This is a genomic window from Microbacterium deferens, assembly GCF_045517775.1.
In the GTDB taxonomy this organism is placed as follows: Bacteria; Actinomycetota; Actinomycetes; order Actinomycetales; family Microbacteriaceae; genus Microbacterium.
Window position 1 is genome coordinate 1,762,113 of the sequence record NZ_JBEUWT010000001.1, and the last position, 13,036, is coordinate 1,775,148.

The 13,036-nt window shown below is 71.7% G+C and carries 13 protein-coding genes; all 13 read right to left on the bottom strand.

What is annotated here, in order from left to right; genetic code table 11:
* Nucleotides 1-156: 156 nt before the first annotated feature.
* Entirely contained in the window at nucleotides 157-849 is a 693-nt protein-coding gene (locus ABTU82_RS08325; RefSeq protein WP_407172861.1) for a DNA-3-methyladenine glycosylase, read from the bottom strand.
* Nucleotides 825-2,243 carry a hypothetical protein gene (locus tag ABTU82_RS08330; protein WP_407172862.1) on the bottom strand — a complete coding sequence of 473 codons (1,419 nt, stop codon included), beginning with the start codon at nucleotides 2,241-2,243 and terminating at the stop codon, nucleotides 825-827. The genes ABTU82_RS08325 and ABTU82_RS08330 overlap by 25 nt, the downstream gene beginning before the upstream one ends.
* Nucleotides 2,233-3,015 (bottom strand): TIGR03943 family putative permease subunit, encoded by a 783-nt coding sequence (locus ABTU82_RS08335; protein ID WP_116646899.1) that lies wholly within the window; start codon nucleotides 3,013-3,015, stop codon nucleotides 2,233-2,235. Before ABTU82_RS08335 ends, ABTU82_RS08330 begins: the two co-directional genes overlap by 11 nt.
* Nucleotides 3,008-3,979, bottom strand: coding sequence for a permease (locus ABTU82_RS08340; protein WP_407172865.1), 972 nt, complete (start codon nucleotides 3,977-3,979; stop codon nucleotides 3,008-3,010). The genes ABTU82_RS08335 and ABTU82_RS08340 overlap by 8 nt, the downstream gene beginning before the upstream one ends.
* Before the next feature lie 34 nt (nucleotides 3,980-4,013).
* Entirely contained in the window at nucleotides 4,014-4,427 is a 414-nt protein-coding gene (locus tag ABTU82_RS08345; protein ID WP_116646901.1) for a Fur family transcriptional regulator, read from the bottom strand.
* Between the two features lie 10 nt (nucleotides 4,428-4,437).
* On the bottom strand, nucleotides 4,438-5,052 hold the full coding sequence (locus ABTU82_RS08350) for a DUF2087 domain-containing protein (protein WP_407172867.1): 615 nt from the start codon (nucleotides 5,050-5,052) through the stop codon (nucleotides 4,438-4,440).
* Nucleotides 5,049-5,909 (bottom strand): metal ABC transporter permease, encoded by an 861-nt coding sequence (locus tag ABTU82_RS08355; RefSeq protein WP_407172869.1) that lies wholly within the window; start codon nucleotides 5,907-5,909, stop codon nucleotides 5,049-5,051. The genes ABTU82_RS08350 and ABTU82_RS08355 overlap by 4 nt, the downstream gene beginning before the upstream one ends.
* The gene (locus ABTU82_RS08360) at nucleotides 5,906-6,721 is read right to left on the bottom strand and encodes a metal ABC transporter ATP-binding protein (RefSeq protein ID WP_407172870.1); all 816 of its coding nucleotides are present in this window, start codon (nucleotides 6,719-6,721) and stop codon (nucleotides 5,906-5,908) included. The genes ABTU82_RS08355 and ABTU82_RS08360 overlap by 4 nt, the downstream gene beginning before the upstream one ends.
* On the bottom strand, nucleotides 6,718-7,752 hold the full coding sequence (locus ABTU82_RS08365) for a metal ABC transporter solute-binding protein, Zn/Mn family (protein WP_407172872.1): 1,035 nt from the start codon (nucleotides 7,750-7,752) through the stop codon (nucleotides 6,718-6,720). The genes ABTU82_RS08360 and ABTU82_RS08365 overlap by 4 nt, the downstream gene beginning before the upstream one ends.
* A gap of 147 nt (nucleotides 7,753-7,899) precedes the next feature.
* A complete protein-coding gene (locus tag ABTU82_RS08370; protein WP_407172874.1) occupies nucleotides 7,900-9,039 on the bottom strand; it encodes an N-acetylglucosamine-6-phosphate deacetylase in 1,140 nt (379 codons plus the stop codon).
* A 497-nt stretch (nucleotides 9,040-9,536) separates the two neighbouring features.
* Nucleotides 9,537-10,907 (bottom strand): dihydrolipoamide acetyltransferase family protein, encoded by a 1,371-nt coding sequence (locus ABTU82_RS08375; RefSeq protein WP_407172876.1) that lies wholly within the window; start codon nucleotides 10,905-10,907, stop codon nucleotides 9,537-9,539.
* A gap of 19 nt (nucleotides 10,908-10,926) precedes the next feature.
* The gene (locus ABTU82_RS08380) at nucleotides 10,927-11,892 is read right to left on the bottom strand and encodes an alpha-ketoacid dehydrogenase subunit beta (protein ID WP_407173307.1); all 966 of its coding nucleotides are present in this window, start codon (nucleotides 11,890-11,892) and stop codon (nucleotides 10,927-10,929) included.
* Nucleotides 11,893-11,903: 11 nt separating this feature from the next.
* Complete coding sequence (locus tag ABTU82_RS08385; RefSeq protein ID WP_407173308.1) at nucleotides 11,904-13,031, bottom strand: thiamine pyrophosphate-dependent enzyme; 1,128 nt, start codon at nucleotides 13,029-13,031, stop codon at nucleotides 11,904-11,906.
* Nucleotides 13,032-13,036 lie beyond the last annotated feature (5 nt).

Consider the following 13,036-nt stretch of genomic DNA (forward strand, 5'->3'; position numbering starts at 1 on the left):
GAAGCCAACCTATCCGAGCGACCTGAACGCCGACCTCCGCCGGCCCCGCCCAGCACCTCAGACCGCGAGACTTCACCCGGGCTACGAGACTGCCGCCCAGGAGCGCAGTCTCGTAGCAGGGATGAAGTCTCGCGGTCGGGTCCGGCCGGGGCGGGGTCAGGCGTCGCGGGCGCCGCGGCCCCAGCGGAACGCCGAGACGGTCGGGTCGCCAGCGATCCAGAACCGCCACGGGAACGCCTCGGTGCCCGCGATGCCGGCCACGCCCACCCTCGGACCCGTGACGACGGTCGCGAGCGGCTGCTCCCGCACCGACAGTGACGCAACCGCGCCCGCCCTCTCGGACGGCACGATCGCGTCGATGCCGTCGTGGATCGGATGCTTCAACCCGACCGCGTCGCCCAGACGCCCCGGTCCGCTGGCGAGCTCCCTCGGCGAGCGCACGACGCCGCGGCGTTCGAGCCGGCGGCGCGTCGCCGCATCCGCCCCCTCGACGATCTCACCGGCGCGCAGCAGGACTCCTCCGGCGACGCCCTCCGGACCGCACACGACGTTCACGCACGAGTGGATGCCGTGGCTGAGGTAGACGTACAGGTGCCCGGGCTCGCCCCACATGGTCGCGTTGCGGGGGGTTTGACCCATGCGGGCGTGCGAGCCGGGATCGGCGATGGGGCCGGTGCCGAGGCCGTGATACGCCTCGACCTCCGTGAGCCGGACCGCGACCCGCTCCCCCGCGATCACGGTCTCGAGCACCCCGCCGAGCAGGCGCGGTGCGACCTCGGCGGGGAGTGCGTCGAGGTCGGCGCGGCGCGCCGGGCGGAGCGCGCTCACGCCGGCGGCACCTGGCACCATGACAGGCCGAAGCCGTCGAGCACCGAGACCTCGGTGCCGGTGTCGATCTCGACGACGTGCGTCTGCAGGCGCGTGGGCAGCGGCAGGAGGTAACGGTCGTAGGGGTTGCTCGCGGCGGACGGAGCGACGAGCACGGCGGCGTATCGTCCGCTCGCCGACACGCAGGTCTGCAGCACCGAGTCGGAGGCCGATGCGTCGAGCAGCACGGTGGCCGTGCCGTCGTCGGTCACGTGCGCGACGGCGGTCGAGACGAACGCACCGTCGTCCGACAGCTCGGCGTAGGTGCGGATCGTGCCGGCGCCCTCCCCCGGCATCGGGGTCACCGCACCCAGCGACCCGATCGCCGTCGTCGGCTCGACCAGGGGCTGCTCGCTGCCGTCGGTGAGGTCGACCACGCGCATGCCCTCGAGCCCCTCGACGACGGCCTGCGACGAACCGCGCGCGATGCCGTCGATCGACAGAGCGGTTCCCAGCGGAGCGGCGTTCGCCCCGTCGGCCCCCGAGAGCAGCAGCCGACTGTCGAACGTGAGCACGAGGATGCTGTCGGTGTCGGGCACGAACCGCCACTCGGCCACACGGACGTCACCGCCGAGATCGACCTCCTTCGGAGGGGCGTCGGCCGCGCCGGTCGCGACCGAGGTCGTGAACAGGACCGCCTCGCGGCCTCCGCCGGCTCCGAGGTCGGCGTCGGAGAAGGTGAAGCCGATGGTCTCGCCGCGGTCTGCGCTCTGCAGGTTCGACACGAAGCCGTCGCCGGGCAGATCGAGTTCTCGCGGGTCTTCGCCGTCGGAACCCGTGACGAGGATCGCGGGGCGGTCGTCGTCGGTGCGCACCGAGACCACGAGGTGCGTGGCGGTGGCGCGGTAGTCCTCGATATGCGGATGCGTGAACACGGGCACGGCGTCACCGCCCAACCCCGTGCGATAGATGGTGTCGCCGTCTTCGCCGCCGCGCTGGAGAAGGTAGGGCTGCAGAGCGGGGGTGCGGAACGTCGTCGTCAGGGTGGACGCCGGTCCGACGCCGCGGCCCGAGGCGTCGGAGATCGCGACCGTGTAGTCGGTATCGTCGCGCAGGGGCAGCGTGAAGCGCACCCCGACGCTGCGGCCGGAGGTGTCGACCGTGAACGGCGCCGCCGGATCCACGGTGACCTGCGCCGCATCCACGTCTTCCAGGGCCTGCGTCGTCTCGAGGATGACCCGCGAGCCGGAGGCGACGACGGCACCCGCGGGATCGACCTGCACCTTCGTCACCCGCGGCCCCTGCACGATGCCGATCGCCGCTCCCGCGGCGCCGACCAGCACGAGCCCGCCCAGCACCGCGGCGAAGGCCGAGAGGAAGGCGCGGCTGCGACGTTGGTGCCCTCGTGCGCGGCGCGACGGGGCGTCAGTACTCATAGGGGTCCTGCGGCTCGTCGATCGCCACGACCTCGTCGGGGGTGATCTCGAGCGCGCCGCTGCTGGTGGAGCGCACCGTGCCGGTGACCGTCACCCACTGACCGGTGTCGGGAACCGCGGCCGTCGAGGCGATCGGCAGCGTCGCGGGCTGCGCGTCAATGACGCAGTGCGTGATGACGAGGCGCGTGAGGTCGAACCCGGAGCCGTTGTCGCTGGGGGTGACGAAACCGGTGAGCGAGATCGCGTCGCCGTCGAAGGTGTCGGGGTTCGTGGCGGTCGCGAACACGCTCGCCCACTCCCCGACCCCGAATTCGCCGGTATCGCCCGACGACGCCAGCGTGATGACGTCGGCCCCGGCGAACAGCGGGGGCGCCCCGACGTCTCGTGACATCGCGAGCTCGGCCGACAGCGAGGCGGGCGGCGAGACGAGCATCGTCACGACGACACCCGAGGCGACGAGGCCACCGGCGAGGGCGACGGCGCCGACCGGGCGCGCGGTGGGGTGCGGATGCGGCGCGTCGTCGTCTTCCGCGTGCGCATGCCCGTCGCCGTGGTCGTGACCGTGGTCTTCCTCGGCGCCGAGCGGGAGCGCGAAGCTCGCGACGGCTCCGACGAGGAGGAGCACCGCCATGCCGACGGCGAACCACGCCGAGTCGGGGTTGATGTACAGCGCCAGACGCCCGGTGAGCCAGAGCGCGATGGTCACCACGGCCAGGCACGAGGCGAGGCCCACTCCGAGCCAGCGCGTGCCGACGAATCCCGCGTTACGCACCGAGGTTCACCACCGTTCCGAGGGCGAAGGCGAACAGCACCACGGCCACCGTCATCCCCACGAGCACGCGGGTCGAGAAGGTGGTGCGCAGGAGCGCCAGCATCTTGAGGTCGACGATCGGACCGACCACGAGGAACGCCACGAGCGAGCCGGGCGTGAACGACGCGGCAAACGACAGCGCGAAGAAGGCATCGACGTTCGAGCAGATCGAGACCACGAGCGCCAGCACGATCATCGCGACGATCGACAGCGCCGGATCCGACCCGATCGCGACGAGCGTGTCGCGCGGCACGAGAATCTGCACGGCTCCGGCCAGCGCCGAGCCGATCACGAGGGCCGGCATCACCGAGCGCAGCTCGACCACGAACTGGGCGAGCGAGCGGCGGCCCTTCCCGCCCGTCTCGGTCGTGACGAGTTCGCAGGTCTCGCGGAACCGGTCGGTCAGCAACGCATCGGGCGACGGGTGACGGCTGTACAGCCAGCCGATGAGGTTCGCGACGAGGTAGCCGCCGATCAGGCGGGCGATGAGGATGTTGTCGTCGAAACCGAATGCGGCGTGGGTGGTGATGATGACGATCGGGTTCACGATTGGTGCGGCGACCAGGAACGTCAGCGTCTCCGACACCGTGAAGCCGCGCATCAGCAGGCCCCGCGCGAAGGGCACGTTGCCGCACTCGCAGACCGGGATGAACATGCCCAGGAGCGAGAGCACCGCGCGACGCGCCCACGCTCGCCGCGGCATCCACCGCTCGATCGCACCCGGCGGAACCCAGACCTGCACGACGATCGACAGCACCACGCCGAGCACGACGAACGGCAGCGACTCGATCAGCACACTGAGCGAGAGCGTGACGGCGTCCTGCGCCCTCGTCGGCAACGAGGCGCTGAACAGCTGCGGGGCGAAGGCGTCGATCGCGAACAGGGCGGCGATCGCGGCCACGCCGACCGCCAGCGGCACCGCCACGCGGGATCGCGAGGCGGGCCGTGTCGCGGTCGCGCTACTGCCCCGCACGCTCGCTCGCGCGGGCCTCGGTGCACGACGCGCAGAGGCCGAAGATGTCGACGATGTGCTCCGCCTGGGTGAAGCCGTGCGTCGCCGCGGTGCGCTGAGCCCACTCCTCGACGTCGTCGGCCTCGATCTCGACGGCCAGTCCGCACGAACGGCAGATCAGGTGATGGTGGTGGCCGGGGGTCGCGCAGGCGCGGAAGAGGTTCTCGCCCTCGGGGCTCTGCAGCGAATCGGCGTTGCCCTGGGCGGCGAGCCCGGCGAGGGCGCGATAGACGGTCGCGAGGCCGATGCCGGTGTTGTCGTCGCGGAGGGTGGCGTGCAGCGACTGCGCGCTGACGAACCCGCGTGCGTCGGCGAGCGCTTCACGCACGCGTTCTCGCTGCCAGGTGTTGCGCTGGGTCATGGCCGGGATTCTACCGGCGCTCGCTGGACGTCGACCCGGACGCCGCATCGCCCGGCCCAGACGCCCCCTCCGGGTCGACACCCACCGCCGGGCGAGGTGTCTCGGCCGCAGGGGGTGTCTCCCGGATGCTGGGGGCGAGGGCGTACTCCGACCCCGAGGGGGTGCGTTCGACGACACCGTGGTCGACGAGATGGCGACGAAGAAGGGCGACGTCGTCGGCGAAGCGCTCGAGCCGCCCGGTGAGCTCGCGCTCGGTCACGACCTCGCCGGGGCGCAGAACCCTCTCCGCCACGTGCGCGAGCAGCTCCACCCGCTCGCCGACCTTCGACGGGTAGCGGTCGATGCGCCCGTCGGGCCGGAGGAATCGATCGATGCCGCTCGGTCGCGCGGGGGCGGTCGCCAGCATCCGCTTCGGTCCGGTCGCGTCGGCGAACAGCTCCCCCTCGCGCTCGATCACGAGGCCCGACCCGACCAGCGCGGCGATGGCGGCGTCGGCCCGCGGGGCGGCGACCCCCGCGACGGCGTCGCCGCGCGACGCGCCGAGCACGATGCGCGCGTAGACCTCGCGGGTCGTGTCGTTCGCCAGGGCGGCGATCGCCGGGCGCCAGGCGTTCTCGCCCGTCATGCGGTGCGGGTCACCCGGCCGCGGCGCGCACCGATGATGCGGCAGGCGAGGTAGATGACGAACGAGATCGTCGTGATGTAGGGGCTCACCGGCAACGTGCCGGCCACGGCGAGCAGGATGCCGCCGACCGCCGAGACGAATCCGAACGCGGCGGCGAGGACCGGCACGGCCACCGGGCCGGAGGCGACGCGCATCGCCGCGGCGGCGGGGGTGACCAGCAGCGCCATCACGAGCAGGGCGCCGATGATGTGCACCGCGACGGCGACCACGAGGCCGAGCAGCAGCATGAAGACGAGCGAGACGGCGGTCGTCGGCACGCCGCGGGCCGCCGCCGACTGCGGGTCGAGGGAGTCGAAGCGCAGCGGCCGCCAGATCAGCAGCAGCGCGAGCAGTGCGACGGCGCTCAGGGCGATGAGCCACCCGAGCTGCCCCGTCTGCACCGACACGATCTGGCCGGTGAGCAGGCTGAAACGGTTCGCGCTGCGCCCGTTGTAGAGCGAGAGGAAGAGGATGCCGAGACCGAGACCGAACGGCATGAGCACGCCGATGATCGAGTTGCGGTCTCTGGCACGCGCTCCGAGCACCCCGATGAGGCCGGCCGCGATCAGCGATCCCACGATCGAGCCGGTGACGACGTCGACACCGATGAGGAGCGCCGCCGCGGCACCCGCGAACGACAGTTCGCTGATGCCGTGCACGGCGAAGGCCATGTCGCGCTGCATGACGAAGACGCCGATGAGGCCCCCCACGAGACCCAGCACGGCACCGGCGATGACCGAGTTCCACACCAGGGCGAGGATCTCGCCGTAATCGGCGACCCCTCCGAAGAGCGCGGCGCCCACGTCGGCCCAGTTCATTCGGGCTCCTCGTCGTGGTGGTGGTGATGGGCGTCGTCGGCGTCGGGGGCACCGACCACGACGAGTCGTCCACCCGCCCGCAGCACGTAGACCGGGGCGTCGTACAGATCGCTGAGCACGGCCGAGTTCAGCACCTCGTCGGGGGCGCCGAGCATGAACCGGCCGTGGGCGATGTAGAGGATGCGGTCGACGTGCTCGAGAACCGGGTTGATGTCGTGGGTGACGAAGACCACGGCCGCGCCCGAGCGCGCCCGGTGCTGGTCGATGAGACGCACGACCGCCCGCTGGTTCGCGAGGTCGAGGCTGGTCAGCGGCTCATCGCAGAGGAGGAGCCCCGGGTCGTCGGCGAGCGCCTGCCCGACGCGCAGACGCTGCTGCTCGCCGCCCGACAGCTCGCCTACCGGGCGATCGGCGAAGCCCTCGGCTCCGACCGCGCGCACGAGCTCGCGCACGCGTTCCCGATCGCCGCGGCGCGGAAACGGCAGACCGAAGCGATGCCCGTCGACGCCGAGTCCGACGAGGTCGCGCCCGCGCAGCGAGGTCTCCGGAGGGAGCGGACGCTGCTGGGGCACGTAGCCGATACGGCGGTTGCCGGCCCGGTGCACCTCGCTGCCGAGGGCCCGGATGCTGCCCGAACTGAGGCGCTCGAGACCGAGGATGGCGCGCAGCAGCGTCGTCTTGCCCGACCCGCTCGGGCCGAGGACGGCGATGAACTCCCCCGGGGCGACGTCGAGATCGAGACCGCTCCACAGTTCGCGATCACCGCGGCGCAGGGCTGCGCCGCTGATCTGCAGCGGAGAACCCGACGTCACCTCGCCAGGGCGTCGGCCAGTGCCGCGACGTTCTCGTCCATCCACGAGATGTAAGTCTGTCCCTCGGGGAGCGTCTCCGCGAACTGGATCACCGGGATGCCGCGACCGTCGGCGTCGTCGACGACCTGCGTGGTCTCGGCTCCACCGGTCTGCGTGTTCGTGATGACGACGCGGACGTCGCCGGATGCGACGAGGTCGAGCGCTTCGAGGAGCGTGGCCGGCGGAACGTCCTGCCCCTCCTCGACGGCCTCGCTGAAGGCCTCTGGGGTGACGACCGTGAGGCCCGCCGCGGCGACGAGGTAGCCGGGGACGGGTTCGGTCACGAACACTCCCGCGCCCGCGTCGGATGCCTCGATCTGCGCCAGCGCGTCTTCGATGCCGGCAACACCCTCGGTGAAGGCGGTGAGGTTGGCGGAGATCGCGTCGGCGCCGTCGGGGCGCAGCGTCGTCAGCTCGTCGGCGATGGCCTCGGCCACGTACTCGACGGTGTGCGGGTCGTACCAGACGTGCTCGTTGAACCCTTCGACGTGGTCGTGACCGGCGTGGTCGTGGCCTTCCTCGTCGGCGTGGTCGTCGGTGTCGGCGGCGGGGGTCTCGGTGCCCTCGGTCTCGCCGTTCTCCGCGTCGTCGTGACCGGCGTTCTCGGGCCAGTCGTGGGAGTACTCCACGGCCGTGATCACCGGAGCGTCGACGCCCGACGATTCGATCAGCGCGTCGACGAAGGCGTCGTAGCCGCCGCCGTTCTCGATCAGGAGGTCGGCGCGGCTGACGATGAGCTGGTCCTGCGCGCTCGGTTCGTAGGAATGCGGGTCCTGCGAAGCCGACGCGATGATCGAGGTGACGTCGACGAGGTCGCCGCCGATCGCCTCGGCGATCTGCCCGTAGACGTTCGTCGACGCGACGATCTGCACGCGCCCGTCGTCGTTCGAGGGGGCGGTGCCGGCAGCATCCGTCGTTCCGGCGCATCCGGCCAGAGCGAGCGCGGATGCGGCGACGAGCGCAGCGGGGAGGAGGAGTCGGTTCCGGGTCACCCGCCCACTATAGAGCTACTGATAATCGTTCTCAAACTCAGCTGCGGCCGCCGCGTTGCCGACGGTGCCCGTTTCCGCCGAAGGTGCGCGTTCTTTCGGGCACGCTCGGCGGAGTCGGGCACCCTCGGGGATGGGAGAGCCCGCCGCCTACGCCGTCGCCGCGTCGAACGCCACGACCGATCCGTCCTGGTGGATGACGAGGAGATCCGCGGTCCTCGCTCCGATGTCGACCCGAGGCTCCGGCTCGCCGAGCAGCGCCGCTGGGACGGTCGTCACGGCGGCCACCGCCTGCGCGACGGGGATCCCGGCGCGGACGCACCGGCGCACCGCTTCGTCGAGCGTCAGGGTCGAACCGGCCAGCGTCGTCGTCCCCGCGAGATAGGGGACGCCGCCGGTCACAGTCACGTCGAGCTCCCCGATGGCGAAGTCGCCGTCGGCGCAGCCCGTTGCCGACATGGCGTCGGTGACGAGGGCGATCCGGCCGGGCGCGGCCGCGAACAGCAGCCGGAGAGCCGCGTCGTGGAGGTGGTGGCCATCCGCGATCGCCTCGAGCACCACGTGATCGCGATCGATCGCCGCGCCGATCGGCCCCGGCTCACGGTGCAGGAACGGCCGCATCGCGTTGAAGGCGTGGGTCAGCAGCGAGGCCCCGTGGTCGAACGCCTCCGCAGCCCGGTCGTAGTCCGCATCGGTGTGGCCCACGGCGACCACGACGCCCGCGGCCGTCAGCCGATCGATGGCATCGATGGCACCCGGCAGCTCCGGAGCGATCGTGATCGAGCGGAGCCGGCCGTCTGCGGCCTCGAGAAGGGTCTCCACGGCCCGAGGGGTCGGGTCGGTGAGCGCGGCCGCATCGTGCGCCCCTCGGCGCCCCGCAGCAAGGAACGGCCCCTCCGCATGGATTCCAGCGGTCTCGGCGAACGACGGGAGGACGGCGGAGACCTCGGCGAGCCGCGTCGCCAACCGCGGCGCCGGCGCGCTGACGAGGCTCAGCAGCATCCGCCCCGTTCCATGCGCGCCGTGGAAGTCGATCGCCCGGCGCACGGCGCCCTCGGGGCCGTCGTCGAAGGCGACGCCGCTCGCGCCATGGCAGTGCAGGTCGGTGAACCTCGTCGTGACCACCGCGTTCCGCAACAGCACGGAGCGCTGCCCGGGCTCGGGAGCCCGCGAGCCCGTTCCTCGCGCCGTGACGACGCCGTCCCGCGTCTCGAACCAGCCGCGTTCTCCGGTGGGCGCGGTCGCGTCGAGGTAGACGGTGAGCGGATGAGGGTTTTCGTCTTCGGTCACGGTCGCGACGCCTTCTCGAGCAGCTCCAGGATGTGCGGGTAATCCTCGCCCGTGGCGCGGGTCATCCCCAACTTGCGGCGGATCGCATCATTCCCCGTCACGCCGTGCCGGCCGCCACTCGGAGATGAACTCGACGACGCTCATACGAGCGAGATCGGTGCGCGCCCGCACGTCGCGCGACGACGCGTGCGTCTCGATGGGCGCTGGCCGACTCCGCCTCGTCGTCAGCCGCGGCCATGTCCGAAGTCGAGTCCACGGTCCCAGCTTCGCCGATTTCATCTCGAGCCGGGGAAGGCGCGACCTCATCCTGCTGGCCTGGGTCAGCCTGACGTACTCGGGCTGACCGCGAAGGTCGAGCTCCGGCGTCCACCGGCCGGAATCCGCTCTGGACTACCAATCCAATCGGGGGGATACTCCGAATCGTGGATGGGCCCGCCGGTCCGCGGCCCCTTCGCAGCCGGCGGGCCCACTCTCGACAGGCGCGTGCGGCGTCGACCTCAGTCGAGCAGCAGCGCGGGCTCTTCGAGGATCGACGCGACGTCGGCGACGAAGCGGCTCATGCCGTCGCCGTCGACCACGCGGTGGTCGAACGAACCGGCGACGGTGGTGACCCAGCGGGGGCGCACCTCACCGTCGACGACCCACGGCTTCTGGCGGATCGTACCGAGCGCGATGATGCCGGCCTCCCCGCCGTTGAGGATCGGGGTGCCGGCATCCATGCCGAAGACGCCGATGTTCGTGATGGTGATCGTGCCGCCCTTCTGGTCGGCGGGCGTCGACTTGCCCTCACGCGCGGTGGTCGTGAGGTTCTGCAGGGCACGGGCGAGCTCGCGCATGCTCATGTCCTGCGCGTCCTTGATGTTCGGCACCAGGAGTCCGCGCGGGGTGGCGGCGGCGATGCCCAGGTTCACGTAGTGGTGCAGACGGATCTGCGCGCCGTCGTCGCCGTCGACCCAGGCGGCGTTCACCATCGGGGTGCGACGGGCGGCCCAGATGACCGCGCGCGCCATGATCAGCAGGGGTGAGACCTTGACGTCGGCGAAGTCGGGCGACGACTTGAGCCGCTTGACGAGCTCCATCGTGCGCGAGGCGTCGACGTCGGTCCAGACCGTGACGTGGGGCGCCGAGTAGGCGGTGCGCACCATGCCCGAGGCCACGGCCTTGCGCACCCCGCGCACCGGGATCGATTCCTCGCGGCCGTCGCTGCTCTCGGTGGGCTGGGCGCTCTCGAGAGGAGGTGCGGATGCTGCGGGGCGCGCAGCATCCGATTCCTCGGCGGCGACGGGGATCGTCTCCTCGCGCACCTCTCCCCAGGCGGGGGTCTCGATGTTGCGGAAGACGCTCGCCTGCGATGCGTGCTTCACGACGTCGTCGCGGGTCACCTCGCCCGAGGCACCGCTGGGCGTGACCGAGGCGAGATCGACGCCGAGGTCGCGGGCGAGCTTGCGGATCGGGGGCTTGGCGACCACCCCGGCCGACGTGCCGGCCGGGCGCGCCTCGGGCTTGACGGGGCGACGGCGCGACGCGACATGACCCGCGCTGCCGTAGCCGACGAGCACCGCGCCTCCCGGCGCCTCGGGCTCGGGCACCACGGCCGGCGCGGCAGGGGCGGCGGGGCCCGCGGCCGACTCGTCGGCGATCGTGATGATGGCGCTGCCGACCTCGACGGTGTCGCCCTCGCCGGCGAGCAGCTCGCCGACCGTGCCCGAGAAGGGCGACGGCAGTTCGACAAGCGACTTGGCCGTCTCGATCTCGACGAGCACGTCGTCGACCTCGACCGTGTCGCCGGGGGCGACGCGCCAGGAGACGATCTCGGCCTCGGTCAGACCCTCGCCGACATCGGGGAGGAGGAACTTCTGCGTGCTCATGATCGGTCCTTCGGGGTGCTCAGTACGCCATCGTGCGGTCGACGGCCTCGAGAATGCGGTCGGCGTCGGGGAGGTACTTGCCCTCCAGGTTCGCCGCGGGGAAGGGGGTGTCGAAGCCCGACACGCGCAGCACCGGCGCCTCGAGCGAGTAGAACGCGCGCTCGGCGACCGTGGCGGCGATCTCGCTGCCGACGCTGACGAAGCCCGGGGCCTCCTGCGCGTAGACCATGCGGCCGGTGCGGCCGACCGACTCGAGGATGGGCTCGTAGTCGACCGGCGACAACGAACGCAGGTCGACGACCTCGCAGCTCGTGCCCTCGCTCTCGGCGAGCGCCGCGGCCTGGATGAGGGTCGACACCATCGCGCCGTGTCCGACGAGGGTCACGTCGGTGCCGCGCCGAACGATACGGCTGGCATGCAGCGGCACCGCGGAGGCGTCGAGGTCGACCTCGCCCTTGGGCCAGTAACGGCTCTTCGGCTCGAAGAAGATGACCGGGTCGGGCGAGGCGATCGCCTCCTGGATCATCCAGTACGCGTCGTTCGGGGTCGACGGGCTCACCACGCGCAGGCCCGGCGTGTGGGCGAAGTAGGCCTCGGGACTCTCCTGGTGATGCTCGATCGCGCCGATGTGCCCGCCGTACGGGATGCGGATGACGACCGGCATCTGCAGGGCGCCCTCGTGCCGGTAGGTGAGCTTCGCCAGCTGGCTGGTGATCTGGTCGAACCCGGGGTAGACGAAGCCGTCGAACTGGATCTCGCAGACCGGCCGGAACCCGCCCATCGCGAGGCCGATCGCCGTGCCGATGATGCCCGACTCCGCCAGCGGCGTGTCGATGACCCGGCGCGGACCGAAGTCGGCCTGGAGCCCCTCGGTGACGCGGAAGACGCCGCCCAGCGGGCCGATGTCCTCGCCCATGAGCAGCACGCGGTCGCTCTGCTCCATCGCGCGTCGCAGGCCCGCGTTGAGCGCCTTGCCCAGCGACATCTCGGTCGTGCTCACGATGCGCCCCCTTCGAAAGACGCCTCGTAGGCGTGGAACCAGCGGCGCTCCTCTTCGACGAGCGGATGCTGCTCGGAGTACACGTTCGTGAAGATCTGGTCGGCCTCGAGCCCGCCGAGCGCGTTGGTGCGCACACGGGTGTCGTCGGCGAGCGCCTGGGCCTCGGCCTCCGCGTCGGCGAAGAAGGCCTCCCCGGCGCCGCGACCTTCGAGGTAGGCCCGCATGCGTTCGATCGGGTCGCGCCGGCCCCAGGCCTGCTCCTCGGCGGTCGTGCGGTACTTCGTGGGGTCGTCGCTCGTGGTGTGCGCGCCCATGCGGTAGGTCATCGCCTCGATCGCGCGCGGTCCGCCGCCGGCTCGTGCATCGTCGAGCGAGGCGCGGGTGACCGCGTAGCTGGCGAGCACGTCGTTGCCGTCGACCTGCACGCTCGGGATGCCGTAGCCGGCGCTCCGGCGGAACAGCGGCGAGCGCGACTGCGTGGCGACGGGCACCGAGATCGCCCACTGGTTGTTCTGCAGGAAGAAGACCTCCGGTGCCTGGAAGCTCGCCGCGTAGACCATCGACTCGTGCACGTCGCCCTGGCTGGAGGCGCCGTCGCCGTAGTAGACGATGACGGCTTCGTCGCGGTCGGGGTCGCCGCTGCCGCTCTTGCCGTCGAAGGCGAGGCCCATCGCGAGACCCGTCGCGTGCAGGGTCTGCGCACCGAGGACGAGCGTGTAGATGTGCGTGTTGCCGTTCTTCGGGTCGTAGGGGTTCCACCCGCCGTGCGTGAGTCCGCGCATGAGGCGGATGATGTCGACCGGGTCGACCCCGCGGATGCGCGCGACCACGTGCTCGCGATACGAGGGGAAGACGTGATCCTGGGTGCGAGCGGCGCGGGCCGAGCCGACCTGGGCGGCCTCCTGGCCCCAGCTCGGCGGCCACAGGGCGAGCTGCCCCTGTCGCTGCAGCAGGGTCGCCTGCCGGTCGAACGCGCGGATCGACACCATGTCGCGGTAGAACTGCTCGAGCTCGGCATCGGGCAGCGCATCGATGAGCGGCAGGTACTGCTCGGCGGCGGGCGTCGGCGCGACCGACCCGTCCGCGGCGAGAATGCGGACGAGCTCTGTGTCGTCGACGGGCAAGGACG